At 66.4% G+C, this 20,109-nt stretch carries 20 protein-coding genes; 12 read left to right on the plus strand and 8 right to left on the minus strand.

All coding sequences use genetic code 11. From position 1 onward, the window contains the following. The first annotated feature begins 10 nt into the window (after positions 1-10). From J2X19_RS22410 to fdhA, 4 genes are all read left to right on the plus strand, one after another. Positions 11-901, plus strand: a complete 891-nt coding sequence (locus tag J2X19_RS22410) for a D-amino acid aminotransferase (RefSeq protein ID WP_310376638.1) — start codon at positions 11-13, stop codon at positions 899-901. Positions 902-917: 16 nt separating this feature from the next. Beyond that, the gene (locus J2X19_RS22415) at positions 918-1,220 is read left to right on the plus strand and encodes an HP0495 family protein (RefSeq protein ID WP_116606712.1); all 303 of its coding nucleotides are present in this window, start codon (positions 918-920) and stop codon (positions 1,218-1,220) included. Between the two features lie 59 nt (positions 1,221-1,279). Further along, positions 1,280-1,903, plus strand: a complete 624-nt coding sequence (gene lipB, locus J2X19_RS22420) for a lipoyl(octanoyl) transferase LipB (RefSeq protein ID WP_310376887.1) — start codon at positions 1,280-1,282, stop codon at positions 1,901-1,903. Positions 1,904-2,060: 157 nt separating this feature from the next. Beyond that, positions 2,061-3,263: a formaldehyde dehydrogenase, glutathione-independent gene (gene fdhA / locus J2X19_RS22425; RefSeq protein WP_310376639.1), complete on the plus strand. Its 1,203-nt coding sequence runs from the start codon at positions 2,061-2,063 to the stop codon at positions 3,261-3,263. Positions 3,264-3,455: 192 nt separating this feature from the next. Here fdhA and proC read toward each other — a convergent pair whose 3' ends face one another. Together proC and J2X19_RS22435 are read right to left on the minus strand one after the other, a co-directional pair. Then, positions 3,456-4,367: a pyrroline-5-carboxylate reductase gene (gene proC / locus J2X19_RS22430; RefSeq protein WP_405048724.1), complete on the minus strand. Its 912-nt coding sequence runs from the start codon at positions 4,365-4,367 to the stop codon at positions 3,456-3,458. A 46-nt stretch (positions 4,368-4,413) separates the two neighbouring features. After that, positions 4,414-4,824, minus strand: coding sequence for an FKBP-type peptidyl-prolyl cis-trans isomerase (locus J2X19_RS22435; protein ID WP_405048732.1), 411 nt, complete (start codon positions 4,822-4,824; stop codon positions 4,414-4,416). Positions 4,825-5,031: 207 nt separating this feature from the next. Here J2X19_RS22435 and gorA point away from each other — a divergent pair, with 207 nt between their 5' ends. The 3 genes from gorA to J2X19_RS22450 are packed head-to-tail and all read left to right on the plus strand — an operon-like array spanning position 5,032 to position 9,163. Then, positions 5,032-6,405, plus strand: coding sequence for a glutathione-disulfide reductase (gene gorA, locus J2X19_RS22440; protein ID WP_310376640.1), 1,374 nt, complete (start codon positions 5,032-5,034; stop codon positions 6,403-6,405). A gap of 25 nt (positions 6,406-6,430) precedes the next feature. Next, entirely contained in the window at positions 6,431-7,930 is a 1,500-nt protein-coding gene (locus tag J2X19_RS22445) for an AMP nucleosidase (protein WP_310376641.1), read from the plus strand. Positions 7,931-7,948: 18 nt separating this feature from the next. Further along, positions 7,949-9,163 (plus strand): GGDEF domain-containing protein, encoded by a 1,215-nt coding sequence (locus J2X19_RS22450; protein WP_116606708.1) that lies wholly within the window; start codon positions 7,949-7,951, stop codon positions 9,161-9,163. Between the two features lie 133 nt (positions 9,164-9,296). Here J2X19_RS22450 and nudK read toward each other — a convergent pair whose 3' ends face one another. Then, positions 9,297-9,887 carry a GDP-mannose pyrophosphatase NudK gene (nudK, locus tag J2X19_RS22455; RefSeq protein ID WP_310376642.1) on the minus strand — a complete coding sequence of 197 codons (591 nt, stop codon included), beginning with the start codon at positions 9,885-9,887 and terminating at the stop codon, positions 9,297-9,299. 93 nt (positions 9,888-9,980) lie between these two features. Between nudK and J2X19_RS22460 the strand changes: the two genes are divergently transcribed. Beyond that, positions 9,981-10,736 carry a DeoR/GlpR family DNA-binding transcription regulator gene (locus J2X19_RS22460; protein ID WP_310376643.1) on the plus strand — a complete coding sequence of 252 codons (756 nt, stop codon included), beginning with the start codon at positions 9,981-9,983 and terminating at the stop codon, positions 10,734-10,736. Here the strand turns inward: J2X19_RS22460 and J2X19_RS22465 are convergent. From J2X19_RS22465 to purT, 3 genes are all read right to left on the minus strand, one after another. Further along, a complete protein-coding gene (locus tag J2X19_RS22465; RefSeq protein WP_310376644.1) occupies positions 10,733-11,338 on the minus strand; it encodes a chalcone isomerase family protein in 606 nt (201 codons plus the stop codon). The genes J2X19_RS22460 and J2X19_RS22465 overlap by 4 nt on opposite strands. A 143-nt stretch (positions 11,339-11,481) precedes the next feature. Continuing rightward, positions 11,482-12,555, minus strand: a complete 1,074-nt coding sequence (locus J2X19_RS22470) for a mechanosensitive ion channel family protein (RefSeq protein ID WP_310376645.1) — start codon at positions 12,553-12,555, stop codon at positions 11,482-11,484. 9 nt (positions 12,556-12,564) lie between these two features. After that, complete coding sequence (gene purT, locus J2X19_RS22475) at positions 12,565-13,767, minus strand: formate-dependent phosphoribosylglycinamide formyltransferase (protein ID WP_310376646.1); 1,203 nt, start codon at positions 13,765-13,767, stop codon at positions 12,565-12,567. Between the two features lie 160 nt (positions 13,768-13,927). On the opposite strand from purT, the gene J2X19_RS22480 reads away from it, so the two are divergent. Further along, positions 13,928-15,034, plus strand: a complete 1,107-nt coding sequence (locus tag J2X19_RS22480) for an ABC transporter substrate-binding protein (RefSeq protein ID WP_310376647.1) — start codon at positions 13,928-13,930, stop codon at positions 15,032-15,034. Between the two features lie 107 nt (positions 15,035-15,141). Here J2X19_RS22480 and J2X19_RS22485 read toward each other — a convergent pair whose 3' ends face one another. Next, positions 15,142-16,491: an MATE family efflux transporter gene (locus tag J2X19_RS22485; protein WP_116606701.1), complete on the minus strand. Its 1,350-nt coding sequence runs from the start codon at positions 16,489-16,491 to the stop codon at positions 15,142-15,144. 80 nt (positions 16,492-16,571) lie between these two features. Further along, positions 16,572-18,170 (minus strand): GMC family oxidoreductase, encoded by a 1,599-nt coding sequence (locus J2X19_RS22490; RefSeq protein WP_116606700.1) that lies wholly within the window; start codon positions 18,168-18,170, stop codon positions 16,572-16,574. Between the two features lie 86 nt (positions 18,171-18,256). Between J2X19_RS22490 and J2X19_RS22495 the strand changes: the two genes are divergently transcribed. The 3 genes from J2X19_RS22495 to J2X19_RS22505 all read left to right on the plus strand — a co-directional run bounded on the left by J2X19_RS22495 (position 18,257) and on the right by J2X19_RS22505 (position 20,096). Then, positions 18,257-19,105 (plus strand): 3-hydroxybutyryl-CoA dehydrogenase, encoded by an 849-nt coding sequence (locus J2X19_RS22495; RefSeq protein ID WP_310376889.1) that lies wholly within the window; start codon positions 18,257-18,259, stop codon positions 19,103-19,105. Positions 19,106-19,177: 72 nt separating this feature from the next. Beyond that, positions 19,178-19,636: a MarR family winged helix-turn-helix transcriptional regulator gene (locus J2X19_RS22500; RefSeq protein WP_116606699.1), complete on the plus strand. Its 459-nt coding sequence runs from the start codon at positions 19,178-19,180 to the stop codon at positions 19,634-19,636. A 31-nt stretch (positions 19,637-19,667) separates the two neighbouring features. After that, positions 19,668-20,096 carry an organic hydroperoxide resistance protein gene (locus J2X19_RS22505; protein ID WP_092760206.1) on the plus strand — a complete coding sequence of 143 codons (429 nt, stop codon included), beginning with the start codon at positions 19,668-19,670 and terminating at the stop codon, positions 20,094-20,096. The last annotated feature ends 13 nt before the right edge of the window (positions 20,097-20,109 follow it).

Below are 20,109 nucleotides of genomic sequence, written 5' to 3' on the forward strand. Positions count from 1 at the left end.
GCCCCCCACCATGCACACCTTGCCCGACTTCCCCTGCTACCTCAACGGCGCCTACACCCCTTTGTGCGACGCCAAAATCAGCGTCATGGACCGCGGCTTCATCTTCGGCGACGGCGTGTACGAAGTGGTGCCGGTCTACGCCGGCCGCCTGTTCCGCTTCGAGCAGCACATGGCGCGGCTCGACCGCAGCCTGCGCGAACTGCGCATCCCGAACCCCCTCACACAAACCGAGTGGCGCGAGATTGCTACTAAATTGGTAGCTAGCCACGCAGCCAGTACCGGCACCAGCGGCCCGCACGGCATACAAGGCAACCACCTGGTCTACATCCAGATCAGCCGCGGCGTGGCAATGCGCGACCACGCCATGCCGCAGGACATCACGCCCACCGTGTTCGCCATGGCCAACAAGATGAACCTGCCCTCGGCCGCCCAGCGCAGCCAGGGCGTGGCCTGCGTCACGGCCGACGACTTCCGCTGGGAGAAGGCCCACATCAAGGCCACCAGCCTGCTGGGCGCGGTGTTTGCGCGGCAGATCGGCGTCGATGCGGGTGCGGTCGAGACCGTGATGTTCCGCCACGGCTTCCTCAGCGAGGCCGCCTCCAGCAACGTCTGGCTGGTAAAGAACGGCACCCTGGTCGGCGTACCCAAAGACAACCTGGTGCTCGAAGGCATACGCTTCGGCCTGATGGAAGAAATCTGCCGCGCCCAGGGCATTCCGTTCGAGCTGCGCCGCATCAGCCGCGAAGAGGTGCTCAACGCAGATGAATTGCTGCTGTCCAGCGCCACCAAGGAAGTGCTGGCCATCACCACGCTGGACGGCCAACCGGTTGCAAACGGCCAACCCGGCCCGATCTACGCCAAACTGTATGCGGGCTATACCGCTGCCACCCAAGCCGCCTAACCAGCACATTCGCACCATGACCACACCTACCACCGAAGCCACCGATCCCGTCGACCCGCGCAAAGATTCGCTCATCGAATACCCCTCGCAGTTCCCCATCAAGGTGATGGGCGCGCAGGCCGACGGTTTTGTGCACGCCATCACCAGCATCGCCAAGCAGTTCGACCCCGGCTATGACGCGGCCACGGTCGAGCTGCGCGAAAGCAAGGGCGGCAAATACCTGGGCATCACCATCACCGTCACCGCCACCAGCCGCGAACAGCTCGACGAGCTGTACCGCACGCTGAGCACCCACCCGATGGTGAAGATGGTCTTGTGACGGCGCCGCTGTCCGCCCAGCTGCTGGGCCGCGTGGACTACCTGCCCACCGTAGCCGCCATGCAGGATTTCACCGCCCAGCGTACACCGGATGCACCGGACCAGCTATGGATTTGCGAGCACCCACCGGTCTTCACCCAGGGCCTGGCGGGCAAGCCCGAGCATCTGCTGCTGCCCGGCGAGATCCCGGTGGTGCAGACCAATCGCGGTGGCCAGGTCACTTACCACGGCCCCGGCCAGGTGGTGGCGTACCCGCTGCTGGACCTGAAGCGCGCCGGTTATTTCGTCAAGGAATACGTCTACCGGCTGGAAGAAGCCGCCATCCAGACCCTGGTGCATTTCGGCGTTACCGGCCTGCGCGTACCCGGCGCGCCGGGGATTTATGTGCGCCTGCAAGACCCGTTCAGCCACGCGCGGCTGGAGGCCGGTTTTACCTCCAAGGAGCTGGAAACCAGCCCCACCTACCTGGGCAAAATTGCCGCGCTGGGCATCAAGGTCAGCCGGCATTGCAGCTACCACGGCGTGGCGCTGAATGTGGCCATGGACCTCGAACCGTTTGGCCGCATCAACCCCTGCGGCTATGCCGGCCTGCAGACCGTCGACCTGGCGCATCTGGGCGTAAACGTGGCCTGGACCGAAGCCGCGCAGGTGTTTGCCCACAAGCTGGAAAAGTACCTGGCCTAGCCTGTGCCGGGCCCCATCCGCACCAAAGCGGGCAAAAAATACACTTCGGCGTCGCAATCCAGCTAGTGCCTGTTTGCCATCGGTCCAAGATGGTGCACCTTCGTGCCCATTCTGGCGCAGAGGTCTGCGTCCAATGACAAACAAGGAGACAAACCCAATGTCAAGCAACCGAGGTGTCGTGTACCTGGGGCAAAGCCAGGTCGAAGTGCAAGCTATCCCCTTCCCCAAACTCGTCAACCCGCTGGGCCAGTCGGCCGAGCACGGGGTGATCCTGAAAGTGCTGTCCACCAATATCTGCGGCTCCGACCAGCACATGGTGCGCGGCCGCACCACCGCGCTGGCGGGCCTGGTGCTGGGCCACGAGATCACCGGCGAAGTGCTGGAAGTCGGCCGCGATGTCGAAACCCTCAAAAAAGGCGACCTGGTGTCCGTGCCTTTCAACGTGGCCTGCGGCCGCTGCCGCACCTGCAAGGAACAGCACACCGGCGTCTGCCTGAGCGTGAACCCCTCGCGCGCCGGCGGCGCCTACGGCTATGTGGACATGGGCGGCTGGATCGGCGGCCAGGCCGAGTACGTGATGGTGCCGTATGCCGACTTCAACCTGCTGAAGTTCCCCGACCGCGACCGCGCGATGGAAAAGATCCGCGACCTCACCTGTTTGTCCGACATCCTGCCCACCGGCTACCACGGCGCGGTGACAGCCGGCGTAGGCCCGGGCAGCACGGTCTACGTAGCCGGTGCCGGCCCGGTCGGCCTGGCGGCCGCCGCCTCGGCGCGCCTGCTGGGTGCGGCGGTGGTGATTGTGGGTGACGTGAACCCGGCCCGCCTGGTGCATGCGCGCAAGGTCGGTTTTGAGACGGTCGACCTGTCGCTGGACGTGAGCCTGGCCGACCAGATCGCCGCCATCCTCGGCACACCGGAAGTCGACAGCGCCATCGACGCCGTCGGCTTCGAAGCCCGCGGCCACGGCCATGCGGGATCGCAGGGCGAGGCACCCGCCACCGTGCTGAATTCGCTGATGGAAATCACCCGCGCCGCCGGCAAAATCGGCATCCCCGGCCTGTACGTGACGGACGATCCGGGTGGTGTCGACAAGGCCGCCAAGAGCGGCGCCCTGAGCCTGCGCTTCGGCCTGGGCTGGGCCAAGTCGCACAGCTTCCACACCGGCCAGACCCCGGTGATGAAGTACAACCGGGCGCTAATGCAGGCGATTCTGTGGGACCGCATCCACATCGCCGACATCGTCGGTGTGCAGGTGATCTCGCTGGACGAAGCCCCCAGCGGCTACGCCGAGTTCGACGCCGGCGTGCCGAAGAAGTTTGTCATCGACCCGCACCGCCAGCTGGCCAAAGCGGCGTAGGACAAGAGCCGCCGCTATGCATTAAATAGCTGCTAGCGCTTATGGAATAAGCGCTAGCAGCCTAAAAAGCATAAAACCACCGCACAGACTCCCCTTCCAAAAACACCGCAGAACTGGCTTTGCCAGGCTGCTGGTGTTGCCCCCTGCAAGGGGGTTGGCGAAAACACGAAGTGTGCAGCCTGGGGGTGTTCCTTAATCTCCAAACTCGTCGCCCAACTCGCGGGCGCGGTGTTTGGCGGCGTGCAGGGCGCGCATAAAGGTGTTCTTCAGCCCGTCCTGGTCCATCGAGGTGATGGCCGCATAGGTGGTGCCGCCCTTGGACGTGACGCGCTGGCGCAGGATCTCCGGTGGCTCGTTGGAGGCGCGGGCCAGAGCCGATGCGCCGACAAAAGTGCCCACCGCCAGCCTATGCGCCTGGTCGCGCGACAAGCCCATGTCGGCGCCCGCCTGGGTCATGGCCTCGATCAGGTAGAACACATAGGCCGGGCCCGAGCCCGACAGGGCGGTCACCGCATCCAGCTGCTCTTCCACCCCCACCCACAGGCTTTCGCCGGTGGCGGCCAGCACCTTTTCGATGACCCTGCGGTCGGCATCCGACACGGCGGGCCGGGCGAACAGCGCGGTCATGCCCTTGCCGATCAGCGCCGGGGTGTTGGGCATGGCGCGCACCACGCGTTCGGTGTCCAGCCACTTGGCAATGCTGTCGCTGCGGATGCCCGCGGCCACGCTCAGATGCAGGGCGGTCTTGGTGTGGAAGCGGGTTTGCAGCGCCGCATCCTTGAACATCTGCGGCTTGACCGCCCAGACCACGGTACGCGCCTGGGCCAGCACCGGGCCGGGCATTTCATGGGCCTGGATGGCGAAATCGGCCAGCAGCTTGGCGCGCGCCTCGGCCCAGGGCTCGATCACCAGGATGTGGCTGGCCGGCACGCCCTTCTTGACCAGTCCACCGATGATGGCGCTGGCCATATTGCCGCCACCGATAAAGGCAATCTGGTCGTGTGCAGCGGTGTTGCCGCGGCTGCCGGCATTGGGTTGCCCGCCCGATTGGGACGAGGGGCCGAATTGCGAAGAACTGATGGGTGCAGGCCGGGAGGGTGCCATGGGAATTCCAGAAATACGAGGGGTCGCGGACGTGGAGACCGGGTGCTTACTTGCCGTTGATGCCGAGCAATTCGACTTCGAACTGCAGCGTGGCATTGGCCGGGATCACGCCGCCGGCACCGCGCTCGCCATAGGCAATCGCCGGTGGGCAGGTGAGCTTGGCCTTGCCACCGACCTTCATTTTCTGCACGCCTTCGGTCCAGCATTTGATGACGCCGCTCAGCGGGAACTCGATGGGTTCATTGCGCTTGTACGAGCTGTCGAATTCCTTGCCGTCCAGGAAGGTCCCACGGTAATGCACCTTGACCTTGTCGCTCGCGGTGGGGCTGGCGCCGGTGCCGTCTTTCAGCGAACGGTAGACCAGGCCGCTGGGGGTGACGAGGGCACCGGCCTCTTTGGCGGCCGCGGCGGCGTCAGTGGTTTGGGCCCAGCTGGCAGTGGTCAGGCTGGCGGCCAGCAGGCAGAAAGCGGCGGAGGTCAGAGCAAATTTCACGGAAAACCTTGGGTGTTGGAACAGATACCATCCATTATTGCGGTTTCTCGGCAGCGCTTCCCCCCAGCTTCATTAGAAATGGGGATGGCGCAGTAAATGCATGCACCGCGAGCTACATTTTTAATAGCACATTAGGGGGCTTGATGTCCACCCAAACCATAAGGAACCCGCATGCCCGCATTCCAGTTCGATCTCTTGGTGGTGGGTGGCGGCAGCGGCGGCGTACGGGCTGCGCGCATGGCCGCGCAGCGCGGCGTGCGTGTGGCGCTGGCCGAGGTGGGCGCACTGGGTGGCACCTGCGTCAACGTGGGCTGCATCCCCAAGAAGCTCTACAGCTACGCCGCGCATTACGCCGAAGCCTTTGAAGAAGCCGCCGGCTATGGCTGGCAGGTGGGCCACCCCCGCCTCGACTGGAACCTGCTGAAGAAAAACCGCGCCACCGAGATCACCCGCCTCAACGGCATCTACCAGCAACTGCTGGTGGGCGCAGGCGTGCAGCTCATCCCCGGCTGGGCCACGCTGCTGGACGCGCATACGGTGCAGGTGGGTGAGCAGCGCTACAGCGCCGAGCACATCCTGGTGGCCACCGGCGGCACGCCCAGCCTGCCGTCTATCCCTGGCGCCGAGCATGCGGTGGTGTCGGATGCGATGTTCGACCTGGAGCCGTTCCCGCAGCGGCTGCTGGTGGTGGGCGGCGGCTATATCGCCTGCGAATTTGCCTCCATCTTCAACGGCCTGGGCGCCCAGGTGAGCCAGGTGTACCGCGGCCAGCAGCTGCTGCGCGGCTTTGACGACGATGTGCGCAACTTCCTGGCGCAAGAGGTGCGCAAGACCGGTGTGGACCTGCGGCTGGAAACCGACGTGGCCAGCATCCTGCGCACCGCCGCCGGCCTGGAGGTGCGGCTGGCGAATGGCGACACCTTGACCGTCGACCAGGTGCTGTACGCCATCGGCCGGGTGCCGAATGTGCAGGGCATGGGCCTGGAGACGCTGGGCATCGCCCAGGGCAAGGACGGCGCGATCGAGGTGGACAGCCACTACCAGACCTCGGTGCCCTCGGTCTACGCGCTTGGCGACGTGACCGCGCGGCTGCAGCTCACGCCGGTGGCGCTGGGCGAAGCCATGGCCCTGGTCGACCATTTGTTTGCCCCCAAGGCCGGCAAGGCGGCGCGCAGCATGGACTACGCACTCATCCCCACGGCCGTATTCACCCATCCCAACATCGGCACCGTCGGCCTGACGGAAGCCGCGGCGCGCCAGCAGTTTGGCCCGGTCAGCATCTACCGCAGCGAGTTCAAATCGCTGAAGCACACGCTCAGCGGCAGCAGCGAACGCACCTTGATGAAGCTGGTGGTCGACGACGCGAGCGACCGCGTGGTCGGCCTGCACATGGTGGGCGCCGACGCCGGCGAAATAGTGCAAGGCTTTGCCGTCGCCATGAAGGCCGGCGCCACCAAGGCGGTGTTCGACAGCACCATCGGCATCCACCCGACCATGGCCGAAGAATTCGTCACCATGCGCGACCCCGTCCCCCTATCTCGCTGAGCTTGTTGCGTTGCACAATAGACCCATGCCCTATCTGCCTGCCTTTATCGCCCCCGCCCGCTTCACCGACCCGGTTGCCGCCCTGGCGCAGGTCCAGCTGATTTACGACCAGCAGATCGACCACCTGCGCTCCGCCATGCAGCGCTTTGTGGCGGGTGAAACCCTGCCCGGCCATGTGCGCGCCTGCTATCCGTTCGTGCGACTGCACACGGAAACCGTGGCCCGCGCCGCCAGCGCCCTGGTCGAAAGCGCGCACCTCAGCTATGGCTTCGTGGCCGGCCCCGGCCGCTTCGAGACCACGCTGACCCGGCCGGATCTGTACCACAGCTACTACCTCGAACAGTTCCGCCTGCTGCTGCAAAACCACCAAGTCGAACTGGAAATCGGCACCAGCACACTGCCAATACCCGTGCATTTCTCGTTCGCCGAGCACGACCACGTCGAAGGCCATATGGACGCCAGCCGCCGCATGCTGATGCGCGACGTGTTCGACTTGCCCGACCTGGCCGCCATGGACGACGGCATCGCCAACGGCACCTACGAACCGAACCCCGGCGACCCGCTGCCGCTGTCGCTGTTCACCGCGCCCCGGGTCGACTATTCGCTGCACCGCATGCGCCACTACACCGGCACCGGGCCCGAGCATTTCCAGAACTTCGTGCTGTTCACCAACTACCAGTTCTACATCGATGAATTCGTGCGCATGGGCCATGCGGCCATGGCCGACCCGAACAGCGAGTACTGCGCGTTTGTCGAACCCGGCAACGTCATCACCCGCCGGGTCGGCCTGCCCGCCGAAGCGGTGGACGCGCTGGGCGCCGTGCCGCCGCGCCTGCCGCAAATGCCCGGCTACCACCTGGTGCGCTCCGACAACGCCGGCATCACCATGGTGAACATCGGCGTCGGTCCGGCGAATGCCAAGAACATCACCGACCACATCGCTGTGCTGCGCCCGCATGCCTGGATCATGGTCGGCCATTGCGCGGGCCTGCGCAACAGCCAGCAGCTGGGCGACTACGTGCTGGCCCACGGCTATGTGCGCGAAGACCATGTGCTGGACGAAGAACTGCCGCTGTGGGTGCCGATCCCGGCGCTGGCCGAAATCCAGCAGGCGCTGGAACAGGCCGTGGCCGACGTCACCCAGGTGCAAGGCGTGGCGCTGAAGAACATCATGCGCACCGGCACCGTGGCCAGCACCGACAACCGCAACTGGGAGCTGCTGCCGAACAACCAGCCGCAGCGCCGCTTCAGCCAGAGCCGCGCGGTGGCACTGGACATGGAGTCCGCCACCATCGCCGCCAATGGCTTCCGCTTCCGCGTGCCCTACGGCACCTTGCTCTGCGTCAGCGACAAGCCTTTGCACGGCGAGATCAAGCTGCCCGGCATGGCCAACCATTTCTACCGCGAACGGGTGGACCAGCATCTGCGCATCGGCATCCGCGCCATCGAGCTGCTGCGCGCCCAGGGCCTGACGCAGCTGCACAGCCGCAAGCTGCGCAGCTTTGCCGAAGTCGCCTTCCAGTAACCGCACACCTGTTCTCCGATGCAGCTCGATATTCCCACCCTGCTGGTGATCGCCACCGCGAACCTGTTCATAGTGTCGATCGCCTTGCTGACCATGGTCGGCAGCCAAGCCAGTGCCGCCACCCGTTGCGCCCAGCTGGGGGTGGTGGCCCTGGTGCTGGGCGGCGTGGCCAGCATCGCCGCGGGCTATGCCTGGGCGCCGGTGCTGGCGCCGCTGGCCGTGGCGCTGTTCGGCCTGTGCCAATGGCTGCTGCACCGGGCGCTGGGCAGCTGGCTCGGCCACCGCAGCCGGCCGGACAAATACCGCAAGCGGCCGATCCGCCGCAGCCCGCAGGACTGGCTGGACTACCGCTGGTGCGCACGCTGCCTGCTGGTACTGCTGGTGGCCGCGCCGCTGGGCTATGTGCTGGGCTTTGCCAGCCCAGACTTCCAGCTCGGCTGGTCGCATCTGTGCCTGGCGGCCATGCTGCTGCTGGTAGCACGGGCCACGCTGTTCCCGCTGCGCCACGTGGGCCGGGCCTGGCGCTGGTGGCTGTGCGCCTGCCTGGTCGGCACCGCGGGTCTGATGCTGGTGCGGGCGGTGGTCGGTATCTGGGGCTCGGAAGCCGCGCAGCAAAGCATCAACCTGACCATGGCGGTGACGCTGAACCTGGGCACCATCGTCTCGGTAGTCGCCTTGCTGGCCGCGTGGCGCGACGAGGCCAAGGCCAGGCTGCACAACCTGGCCATGACCGACGGCCTGACCGGCCTGCTGAACCGGCGCGGCTGGATGGAGCGGGCCGAGGGCATGTTTGCCAACGCCCAGCGCTACCAGCAGCCACTGACGCTGATGATGCTGGACCTGGACCACTTCAAGCGCATCAACGACACCCACGGCCATGAGGTCGGCGACAAGGCGCTCAAGCTGTTTGCCCGCCTGCTGCGCGAAAGCCGCCGCACCGGCGACCTGGTGGGCCGCCTGGGCGGCGAAGAGTTCTGCATCGTGCTGGCCAATACCCACCGCTCGGCCAGCATAGGCTTCGACCAGCGGCTGCGCGCCATGCTGCAGGAAGTGGGCGAGAAAGAACTGGGTTTCCACATGAACTTCAGCGCCGGCGTGGCGGTGCTGCGCGACGGCGACGGCACCCTGGCCGGCCTGCTGGCGCGCGCCGATACCGCGCTGTACTCGGCCAAGCACGAAGGCCGTGGCCGCATGGTGCAGTCCGACGGCGGGCTCGGGCAAACTGTTATCTAGAGCACCCCCAGGCTCCACACTGCGTGTTTCCGCCAACCCCCTTGCAGGGGGCGATACCTGCGGCCCGGCGGAGCCGGTTCCGCGGTATCTCTGGAATGGGAAGCCGCCCGTTTTCAGCGGCTGTCGGTGCTGCTTACTCCGTTTTCATCAAACCATGCAGCTGCGCATACTGCAGCAGCATGATGGTCTTGCCGTCGCAGATACGGCCATCGGCCACCATCTCCAATGCGGTGGCCAGGGGTAGCTCCAGCACTTCGATGTCCTCGCCCTCGTGGTGCTCGCCGCCACCATCCGACACCTTGTCGGCCGCGCTGTATTCGCCGACGAAGAAGAACACCCGCTCGGTCACCGAGCCCGGGCTCATATAGGCCTCGAACACCTTGCGCACATCGCGCAGGCGAAAGCCGGTTTCCTCCTCGGTCTCACGGCGGATGCAGGTGGCGGGGTCGTCCTGGTCCAGCAGGCCGGCGCAGGTTTCGATCAGCATACCGTCGGGGTTGCCGTTCACAAAAGTAGGGAAGCGGAATTGCCGGGTCAGCACCACCGTGCCCTGGCCCGGGTGGTAAAGCAGGATGGTCGCGCCATTGCCGCGGTCGTAGGTTTCGCGGCTCTGGCGCTGCCAGCTGCCGTCGCGGCGGCGCAGCTCGAAGGTGTTTTTCTTCAGCAGGTACCAGTCGTCCGACAGGACTTTTTGTTCGACGATGCGGATGTCATTGGCGTGCATGCGGGCTCCCGGGGTAATGGCAGGCAGTCTAGCGCAAACATGCATATTCGTGCAACTTCAATGATAATCATGCAAATCTAAACGGAAACCGCCATGCTGACCCAGCAACGCAAACAACTGATACTCGACACCCTGCGCCGCGACGGCCGCATCGTCGCCGCCGATCTGAGCAGCAGCCTGGGCCTGTCGGAAGACACCATACGCCGCGACCTGCGGGCGCTGGCCGCACGCGGTCTGCTGCAGCGGGTGCACGGCGGCGCCCTGCCCGCCTCGCCGGCGGTGGCCAACTTTGCCGCCCGCAGCCAGCTGCAGATGGCCGGCAAGCAGGCGATTGCCGCCGCCGCCGCCGCCATGGTGCAGCCTGGCCAGGTGCTGTTCATCGACGGTGGCACCACCTGCCAGCAGCTGGCGCTGCGCCTGCCGCACAGCCTGCAGGCCACGGTGGTGACGCACAGCCCGACCATCGCGCTGGCCCTGGTGGAGCATCCACTGGTCGAGGTGCAATTGATCGGCGGGCGGCTGTTCAAGCACTCGGTGGTGGCGGTGGGCGCGGCAGCCATCGAGGCGATCCGCCAGGTACGCGCCGACCTGTATTTCATGGGCGTCACCGGCATCAGCGCCACGGCCGGACTCAGCACCGGCGACATGGAAGAAGCCCATGTGAAGCGTGCACTGATGGCCCAGGCGGCAGAGACCTGGGTGCTGGCCTCGGCCGAGAAGCTGCACGCCGCCTCGCCCTATGTGATCGCCGCCTGCAATGCCGCCACCGGCCTGGTGGTCGAGCCCGGCACCAGCGACCAGCAGGTGGCGGCGCTGACGGCGCTGGGCCTGGCGCTGGTGCGAGCCTAGTACCCGCTCTTCTTGGCCGGCGCTTCCTGGCCCAGCAGCGCAGCTTTCAGTGCGTAATCCGCCGGGCTGTCGCCGACCCAGATGTTCAGCACCATGCCAAAGAACTCAGCGTCGCCCACCGGCGTGCCCTGGGGCTGGCCGGCGATGAAGAACAAGGTGCCCTGGCCGGGGATGAACTGCATCGCAAAGCTGTCGCCCGCGGCCAGCTTGCTGCGGCCGGAGAAGATTTCGATCAGCCGGTTCGCCGAGGTGGTGTGCTTGAGCACCAGCTCTTTCGGCGAATTGGCCGACAAACCTTTGATGAAGGCCAGGCCCAGATCGGTGCCAGAGACTTCGCGCAGCGCAGTAAAGCTCAGCAGCTTGGGCCCGGGCAGGGCCCGCAGCTCCTCGGGGCTGGACACCTTGCGCGGCGTGTACAAGGCCATGTCGTAGACCTTGAACACCGCACGGTAGCGGGTGCCGGCGCCGTTCAGCTGCAGCGGCGTGCCCAAGACCTGGGCATCGGCGGCAAACGGGGTGCTGGACGCATTGGCCGCGGCGGCCCACACAGGCTGGCACAGCAGCGGGGCGGCCAGCATGGCGGCACGGATCAGGCGGTTCATCGGTCGGTCTCCTGCAAAGCTTTTATGCACAGCACTTTACCGCGTTTGCTTTACATACCGGCTACATTGGTTTGAAGCTTTTCAGGGCTCTGGCGCATATGCAATATGCAGGAACAGCTACCAAATAAATAGCAAAATCCGATTCACGGCGCAACGCCTGGCAAAGCCGGCCGCGCATCCAGTTCGGCGCGCATGCGCGGCAGGTGCTGCGGGTAGTGGCGCTGCATGAAATCCACCAGGCCTTCGCGCACATCGCAGCGCAGCCGCCACAGCAGGTCGGCGTTGGCCGAGGTCACCTCCAGCCGGATCTGCACGCCGTGGGCGGCGGTGTCGGTCACGTCCAGCTTGCAGTGGCGGCCGTCCCAGGCCGGCGAACCCTGGCAGATGCGCAGGGCTTCGGCGCGCAGCGGGTCCATGGCCATGGCGTAGTCCACCCACAGGAACACCGTGCCTATCATTTCGGGGTTGCGCCGGGTCCAGTTCTGGAACGGGTTTTCGATGAACCACTGCAGCGGAATGATCAGCCGCCGCTGGTCCCAGACGCGCAGCACCACATAGGTGCCGGTGATCTCCTCGACCCGGCCCCACTCGCCCTGCACGATCAGCACGTCGTCGATACGCAGCGGCTGGCCCAGCGCGATCTGCAGGCCGGCCAGCAGATTGCCCAGCACCGGCCGCGCGGCGATACCCACGACCAGGCCGACCACGCCGGCCGAGGCCAGCAGGCTGGCACCGAACTGCCGGGCCTCGGGAAAAGTCATCAGCACCGCCGCCAGCCCGGTCACCAGAATGCCGAACACCAGGGTGTTGGCCAGCACCTTGGCCTGGGTGTGGACGCGGCGGGCGTTCAGGTTGTCTTCGACCTGCAGCGGGTGCAGGGCGATCAGGCCTTGGGTGGCGCCATGCACCACGCGCAGGCCCAGCCAGGTCAGGCTGGTCAGCAGCAACAGCACATTCACATGGCGCACGCCGGCGACCAGCGGAAAGTCGTGCGGCGCAATCTGCCATACGGCCTGCAGCGCGATCAGCGGCAGCACCACCCGGGTTGGCGCATGGCAGGCCTGGGCGATGGCCGAAGCCAGCGGCATGCTGCGCGTGACCCTCCGCACCAGCAGCGCCCCCACCGCATGCGCCACCAGGGCCAGCACGATGGCCAGGCCGGCGGCCAGCAAAATACGTAACGCCGAGTCGTCGGCCCAAGCGATGAGCTGGTTCACGGAACGCGCTTAGACGGCGCGCGGCTTGACCAGCGCGGCCGCCTGCTTGGCGTGGCTGCGGGCGACTTCCACGTCGGCGTCAAAGGCCAGGGCCACGCCCATGCGGCGCTTGACGAAGCTCTCGGGCTTGCCGAACAGGCGGATGTCGGTGTTCGGCACGCGCAGCGCCTCGGCCACGCCGTCGAAGACGATGCCCTGGGCATCGACGCCGCCGTAGATCACCGCGCTGGCGCCCGGGCTCTTGAGCGCAGTGTTCACCGGCAGGCCCAGGATGGCGCGCGCATGCAGCTCGAACTCGTTCTGCCACTGGGTGCACAGCGTGACCATGCCGGTGTCGTGCGGGCGCGGGCTGACCTCGCTGAACCACACTTCATTGCCCTTGACGAACAGCTCGACGCCGAATAGGCCCTGGCCACCCAGGTTGTCGGTCACGGCCTTGGCGATTTCGCGCGAGCGCTGGATGGCCGGCAGCGGCATGGGGTGCGGCTGCCAGCTTTCCACGTAGTCGCCGCTGACCTGGATGTGGCCAATCGGGTCGCAGAAATGGGTTTCCACCTTGCCGTCGGCGCCCAGGGCGCGCACGGTGAGCTGGGTGATCTCGTAGTCGAAGTCGATGAAGCCTTCGACAATGACGCGGCCGTGGCTGACCCGGCCGCCGGCCATCGCGTAGTCCCAGGCGGTTTGCACATCGGCCGGGCCACTGATCTTGCTCTGGCCCTTGCCCGAGCTGCTCATCACCGGCTTGACGATGCAGGGGTAGCCGATCTGGCTGTCGATGGCGGCCTGCAGCTCGGCCAGCGAGTCGCAGAACACATAGGGGCTGGTGGGCAGGCCCAGGACTTCGGCGGCCAGGCGGCGTATGCCTTCGCGGTCCATGGTCAGGCGGGCGGCGCGGGCGGTGGGGATCACGCGCACCGTGCCGGCGGCTTCCAGCTCTTCGAGCATGGGGGTGGCGATGGCTTCGATCTCGGGCACCACCAGGTCGGGGCGCTCGGCCTCGATCAAGGCCTTGAGCTGCAGCGGGTCGCTCATGGTGATGGTGCGCGCATGGTGGGCCACCTGCTGGCCCGGGGCATTCGCATAACGGTCGACGGCAATGGTTTCCACGCCCAGGCGCTGCAGCGCGATCAGCACTTCCTTGCCCAGCTCGCCGGAGCCGAGCAGCATGACCTTGGTTGCGTGGGGGGAGAGGGGGGTGCCTAGAGTAGTCATGGAAGCGTGTGCATTACGGACGGGTTGACCCATACGGGCCGGAACCCGGGAATTTACCGCATGTAGCCCCGTCGCAGGGGCCGTACTGGCCTAGGTAAAAACATCCTGTTACCCTGAGCCGCCCCGTGGCCCAATCGATCCTCATTTTCGAACTCCGCCCATGCCATACCGCTACGCCGCCGTCCTGACCGCCCTGCTCTGCGCCCTGGGCCTGCCCGCCACCGCCCAAATCCTGGTGGGCCAGACCGCGGGCTTCACCGGCTCGGTGGCGGTCGGCGTCAAGGAAACCACCGACGGCGCCAAGCTGTACTTCGACATGGTCAACGCCAAGGGCGGCGTGGCCGGGCAGAAGATCGAGCTGCTGTCGCTGGACGACAAGTTCGACCCGGCGCTGTCGGCAGAGAACACGCGCATCCTGATCACCGAGAAAAACGTGGTCGCCATGTTCCTGACCCGCGGCACGCCGAATACCGAAGCCGTCATTCCGCTGCTGGACAAATACGGCGTGCCCCTGGTCGGCCCGTCCACCGGCGCCATGGTGCTGCACCAGCCGGTGCGCAAGCATGTGTTCAACGTGCGCGCCACCTACCAGCGCGAGGCCGAGAAAGCCATGGCCCACCTGGCCAGCACGGGCATCAGCAAGATCGCCGTGGTCTACACCGACGACAGCTTTGGCGCGGACGGGCTGGCCGGCGCCCAGAAGGGTTTGCAGCATGCCAAGCTGACCCCGGTGGTGCTGGAAAAATTTGACCGCGCCAAGCCCGATTTCTCGCATATTGCGCCGGCGGTCGTGCAGTCCGGGGCGCAGGCCGTGCTGCTGGTGGCGTCCAGCGCCGCCGCGGTCGAAGGCATCAAGGCGCTCAAGGCCGCTGGCAGCAACGCCCAGTTCCTCACGCTGTCCAACAACGCGTCCGCCGGCTTTATTGCGGGGCTGGGCAGCCATGCCAGCGGCGTGGTGGTGACCCAGGTGTTCCCGCGCTCGTTCAACTATGCGTTCATCCGGGAATTTGCCGACCTGGCGCGGGCCAAGGGCCTGGACGATTCCAGCCCGTCCATGGTCGAAGGCTTTGCCGCCGCCAAGGTGCTGGTGGCGGCCCTGCAGCGCGCCGGCCCCAAACCCACGCGCGAACGCATCCAGGCGGCGCTGGAAAACCAGGGCAAGCTCGACATCGGCGGGCTGGAAGTCAGCTACAGCCCCAGCGACCACAGCGGCCTGGACTTTGCCGACCTGGCCATCATCAGCGCCGAAGGCAAGTTCCGGCGCTGACAGCTAAAAATACAGAAATCGCTATTTAATCAATAGCGTCTTGCGCTGATGAAACCTGCGCCAGCGGCCTTTTTTGAATGTAAAAATCACCGCAATAAGCATAGCAGTCAGCGCTTGCGCACCCGGCGCTGCGAGCTGCGCGCATGCGGCAGCCAGCCATGCCAGTGCCAGCGCGCCATCATCAGCAGGCCGCGCACCCATTCGTCGGCCGCGTAGGCGATGAAGATGCCCGGCAGGCCCAGGCTGCGGCCCAGCACATAAGACCCCAAGCCCAGCACCAGCACGAACGAGCCTATGCTGGCAGCCACCGGGTAGATCACGTCGCCCGTAGCGCGCAGCGCGCCGGTGACGATCAGGTTGAAGACCCGCCCGGTCTCCAGCGCCACCGCGATCCACAGCAGGGTTTGCGCGGCCTGGATCACATGCGGGTCCTTGGTGAACACGCGCATCAGCCAGGGTGCGGCCAGCGCCGCCGCCAGCGCCAGCCCTCCCGATGCCATCAGCCCGTTGCGCACGCCCTTGCGCACCAGCGCCCGGGCCTGGCTGAACTGGCCGCCGCCGACCAGCCGGCCCACCATGATCTCGCAGGCCCAGCCGATCGCCAGGCTCACCAGCAACACATAGCGCAGCAACTGCAAGGTGTAGGCATGGGTGGCCAGCGCCACCACGCCCAGCCGCGCCGCGCCAGCCAGCGACACCATGAAGGCCGCGCGGTAGCCGAGCTCGGCGCTGGCGCCCGGCACGCCTATGCGCAGCACCGGCGCCAGCACCCGCGGCTGCAGCACCCACCAGTGGCGGGCCGTGGGCACCAGGTCCATGCGCTTGCGCCACAACACCAGGTGCAAGGCCAGGCCCAGCGCCCGGCTGACCAGCAGCGCCACCGCAAAGCCGTACAGGCCCAGCCCGTCCCACGGGCCCACGCCCAGCATCAGCGGCACGGCCAGCGCCAGGTGGGTGCTGTGCATCACCACCATCACCTTCAGCGAGTCGCGCGCATGCAGATGGGCACGCAGAATCGCCGCCATGGTCAGGTTGTAGCCGTCGAGCAGCGCGGCCGGCGCCAGCAGCTGCAGATAGGGGCTGGCCAGCGGCAGGATTTCGTCGGGTGCGTTCAGCACGTCCAGGATCAGGTCGTTGCCCAGCACCAGGATGGACACCACGAACAGCCCGGCCCAGGTGCAAGCCCCCAGGCCCGACAGCGCGGTGCGCCGCACCAGCTCGACCTGCTGGCCACCCAGCAGCTGGGTGATCACCACCCCCATGCCGATGGCCAGCACCCGGAACACCACGTACAGCGACTCCAGCACCTGGTTGGCCAGGCCCAGGCTGCCGGCCGCGCCGTCCGAGGTATGCGATGCCAGCCACAGGCCGGCGATGACGACGGTGTAACCCAGTAAGAACTCCCCAAAGATGGGGCCGGCGACGGCGTTCAGCCGGGGGCGTTCAGGCAGGTGCATGGGATGTGGCGGGCGTTGCGGCAGCGGGATGGCAGCGGAGAATAGGCAATTGCGGTAACGCTACCATTCTTCCAAAGAAATCAGCCGCGTGCCGCATCCTCGCGCAACATATCTGTGGCTTTTTCCGCCAACATGGTGACGGCGGCCGTCGTATTGCCGCTGACGATGCGCGGCATGATGGACGCGTCGACCACCCGCAGGCCGGCCACGCCATGCACCCGCAGCCGCGCGTCCACCACATCCAGCGGCCCCGGCCCCATGCGGCAGCTGCCCACCGGGTGGTAGACGGTATCGGCATGCTCGCGGAGGTAGAACTCCAGCGCCAGATCGCCCTGGGCTGCGGCCGAAGCGGCCAGCTCGCGCCCGCCCAGCGCCGCCAGGGCCGGCTGGGCGCAGATGCGGCGCACCAGCTGGAAGCCGCGCAGCAGCCGCTCCATGTCGGCGCGCTCGCCCAGGAAGTTCGGGTCGATCAGCGGCGCGGCCAGCGGGTCCTTGCTGTCCAGGGTGACGCTGCCGCGGCTTTCCGGGCGCAGCACGCAGACGTGGACCGAATAGCCGTGGCCCCAGGGGGTCTTGCGGCCGTGGTCGACCAGCTTGGCCGGCACAAAGTGCAGCTGCAGGTCGGGCAGCGGCTCGCCGGGCTGGCTTTTGATGAAGCCGCCGGCCTCGGCCAGGTTGCTGGTCAGCATTCCGCGGCGGTGTTTACGCCAATCGACCACGCCCTGGGCGATATGCGCGAGCCCGGTGGGCGACAGCCCCCAGAGTTCCTTGGCGCGCGGCACGTGTACCGCATGCACCACGTCCACATGGTCGTGCAGGTGCAGGCCCACGCCCGGCAGGTGGTGCACGGTGGCGATGCCATTGGCCAGCAGCTGCGCGTGGTCGCCGATGCCGGACAGCATCAGCAGCTGCGGCGACTGCAGCGCGCCCGCGCTCAGCAGCACCTCGCCCTGGCAGCGCAGCTGCTTGAGCAGGCCGTCCTGTATGAATTCCACGCCCACAGCACGCCGGCCCTGGGTCAGGATGCGGCTGGTCTGGGCGCCGGTAAAGACCTGCAGGTTCGGCCGGTCCAAGTGCGGCGTGAGGTAGGCCTTGGCGGCGCTGCAGCGTTCGCCGTCCTTTTGCATCACCTGGTACAGGCCTACGCCCTCCTGCGTGGCGCCGTTGAAATCGCTATTCGCTGGAAAGCCGGCCTGCAGCGCCGCCTGCACAAAGGCCGGGCTGTAGCGGTTGGGGCTTTGCAGATCAGTGACCTGCAGCGGGCCGTCCGCGCCATGCCAGGCGTCGGCCCCGCGCGTGTTGTGCTCGGCCCGGCGGAAGTACGGCAACACATCGGCAAAAGCCCAGCCGGGGTTGCCCTCGGCGGCCCAGTGGTCGTAGTCGGCGGGCTGGCCGCGGGTGTAGATCATGGCGTTGACCGAGGTCGACCCGCCCAGCACCTTGCCGCGTGGCTGGAAGCCGCTGCGCCCGTTCAGCCCCGGCTGCGGCACGGTGCCGAAGCGCCAGTGCGTGCGGCCGTACTTGGCCAGCAGCGCAATGCCGGCTGGGCATTGCACCAGCGGGCTGTGGTCGCTGCCGCCGGCTTCCAGCAGGGCCACGTGGACCGCCGGGTCCTCGCTGAGCCGCCCGGCCAGTACGCAGCCGGCGGCCCCGGCGCCGATGATGATGTAGTCAAACATGGTGTGAATCTGGTCGGCGGATAAGCCGCTTTATGATGAATGTTGCATTGCAATCCATTTTTTACCCGGAGTCCGCTATGAGCATTTTGACAATCAACACCGTCGGCATTGTCGGCGCTGGCATCATGGGCAACGGCATCGCGCAAACCTGTGCGGCGGCCGGCCTGCATGTGGTGATGGTGGACATCTCGGACGAGGCCGTGGCCAAGGGCCTGGCGACCATCGCCGGCAGCCTGGACCGGATGATCAAGAAGGACAAGATCACCGCCGCCGACAAGTCCGCCATCCTGGCACGCATCCGCGGCTCTACCCAGTACGAGGACTTCAAGGCCGTGCAGCTGGTGATCGAAGCCGCCACCGAGAACTATGCGCTGAAGGTGAAGATCGTGCAGCAGCTCGACGCCCTGCTGGCGCCCGAGGTGCTGATCGCCTCCAACACCTCGTCGATCTCCATCACCAAGCTGGCCGCCGTGACCCAGCGCCCGGACCGCTGTATCGGCATGCATTTCTTCAACCCGGTGCCGCTGATGGCGCTGGTGGAAATCATCCGCGGCCTGCAGACCAGCGACGCCACCCACGAGGCAGTGCACGCCATGGCCATTGCCCTGGGCAAGACGCCGATCACGGTGAAGAACGGCCCGGGCTTTGTGGTCAACCGCATCCTAATGCCCATGGTCAACGAGGCGCTGTTCGTGCTGGCCGAGGGCGTGGCCACGCCCGAAGACATCGACGCCGGCATGACCCTGGGCTGCAACCAGCCGCTGGGTCCGCTGGCGCTGGCCGACATGATCGGCCTGGACGTCTGCCTGGCGGTGATGGAGGTGTTTTTGAACGAGTTTGGCGACAGCAAGTACCGCCCCTGCCCGCTGCTGAAAGAGCTGGTGGCCGCCGGCCGGCTCGGCCGCAAGACCGGCCAGGGCGTTTACACATACTAGTCTGGGGTAACGCATTTCGGTACGTTTCTATTTAACTTGCACACAATTTAATTGCGCGATATAATTCATCCCATGGCCAAGTCCACCCTCACCCCAGAACAAGCCCAGCTGCTCGACAACCAGCTGTGCTTTGCGCTGTATTCCACCTCGCTGGCCATGACCAAGCTGTACAAGCCGCTGCTGGAAGAGCTGGGCCTGACCTACCCGCAGTACCTGGTGATGCTGGTGCTGTGGGAGCACGACGGCCTGATGGTGTCGGCGCTGGGCGAACGCCTGTTCCTGGATTCCGGCACCTTGACACCGCTGCTCAAGCGCATGGAAGCCGCAGGCTGGCTGAGCCGCCAGCGCGATGCCCAGGACGAGCGCCGCGTCACCATCCGCCTGACATCTGCCGGGCGTAAGCTGCAGGCCCAGGCCACCCAGATTCCGGGCTGCATCCTCGATGCATCCCAATGCGCCCTGCCCGAATTGATTTCACTCACGCAGCAAGTACAGGCCCTGCGCGAGCGACTGACGAGTCCCCGAGCCTGACACCCTTTTTTGTAAACCCCAAGGAACCACCATGCCTACCAAACTCGACAAAGTGCTCTACACCGCCCACGCCCACACCACCGGCGGCCGCGAAGGCCAATCCGCCAGCGACGACGGCAAGCTCAGCGTCACCCTGGCACCTCCCAAGGAACTGGGCGGCAACGGCAACGGCACCAACCCCGAGCAATTGTTCGCTGCTGGTTATTCCGCCTGCTTCATGGGCGCCATGAAACACGTGGCCGGCCTGAAGAAGATCACCGTGCCCGCCGATGCATCCATCGACGCCAGCGTAGACATCGGCCCGATCCCCGCCGGTTTCGGTATCGCCGCCCAGCTGAAGATCAGCCTGCCCGGCCTGGACCGCGCTGTGGCCCAGGATCTGGTGGACGCCGCCCACGGCGTGTGCCCCTACTCCAACGCCACCCGCGGCAACATCGAAGTCACGCTGACCCTGGTCTGACCTGGGCTCACCC

Source organism: Rhodoferax ferrireducens, assembly GCF_031458075.1.
Lineage (GTDB): Bacteria > Pseudomonadota > Gammaproteobacteria > Burkholderiales > Burkholderiaceae_C > Rhodoferax_B > Rhodoferax_B ferrireducens_A.

Excerpts from the sequence above, each read along its gene's own strand:
- J2X19_RS22410 (WP_310376638.1), top strand. The coding sequence starts at position 11 with ATGCACACCTTGCCCGACTTCCCCTGCTACCTCAACGGCGCCTACACC.
- J2X19_RS22415 (WP_116606712.1), top strand. The coding sequence starts at position 918 with ATGACCACACCTACCACCGAAGCCACCGATCCCGTCGACCCGCGCAAA.
- lipB (WP_310376887.1), top strand. The coding sequence starts at position 1,280 with ATGCAGGATTTCACCGCCCAGCGTACACCGGATGCACCGGACCAGCTA.
- fdhA (WP_310376639.1), top strand. The coding sequence starts at position 2,061 with ATGTCAAGCAACCGAGGTGTCGTGTACCTGGGGCAAAGCCAGGTCGAA.
- proC (WP_405048724.1), bottom strand. The coding sequence starts at position 4,367 with ATGGCACCCTCCCGGCCTGCACCCATCAGTTCTTCGCAATTCGGCCCC.
- gorA (WP_310376640.1), top strand. The coding sequence starts at position 5,032 with ATGCCCGCATTCCAGTTCGATCTCTTGGTGGTGGGTGGCGGCAGCGGC.
- J2X19_RS22445 (WP_310376641.1), top strand. The coding sequence starts at position 6,431 with ATGCCCTATCTGCCTGCCTTTATCGCCCCCGCCCGCTTCACCGACCCG.
- J2X19_RS22450 (WP_116606708.1), top strand. The coding sequence starts at position 7,949 with ATGCAGCTCGATATTCCCACCCTGCTGGTGATCGCCACCGCGAACCTG.
- nudK (WP_310376642.1), bottom strand. The coding sequence starts at position 9,887 with ATGCACGCCAATGACATCCGCATCGTCGAACAAAAAGTCCTGTCGGAC.
- J2X19_RS22460 (WP_310376643.1), top strand. The coding sequence starts at position 9,981 with ATGCTGACCCAGCAACGCAAACAACTGATACTCGACACCCTGCGCCGC.
- J2X19_RS22465 (WP_310376644.1), bottom strand. The coding sequence starts at position 11,338 with ATGAACCGCCTGATCCGTGCCGCCATGCTGGCCGCCCCGCTGCTGTGC.
- purT (WP_310376646.1), bottom strand. The coding sequence starts at position 13,767 with ATGACTACTCTAGGCACCCCCCTCTCCCCCCACGCAACCAAGGTCATG.
- J2X19_RS22480 (WP_310376647.1), top strand. The coding sequence starts at position 13,928 with ATGCCATACCGCTACGCCGCCGTCCTGACCGCCCTGCTCTGCGCCCTG.
- J2X19_RS22485 (WP_116606701.1), bottom strand. The coding sequence starts at position 16,491 with ATGCACCTGCCTGAACGCCCCCGGCTGAACGCCGTCGCCGGCCCCATC.
- J2X19_RS22490 (WP_116606700.1), bottom strand. The coding sequence starts at position 18,170 with ATGTTTGACTACATCATCATCGGCGCCGGGGCCGCCGGCTGCGTACTG.
- J2X19_RS22500 (WP_116606699.1), top strand. The coding sequence starts at position 19,178 with ATGGCCAAGTCCACCCTCACCCCAGAACAAGCCCAGCTGCTCGACAAC.
- J2X19_RS22505 (WP_092760206.1), top strand. The coding sequence starts at position 19,668 with ATGCCTACCAAACTCGACAAAGTGCTCTACACCGCCCACGCCCACACC.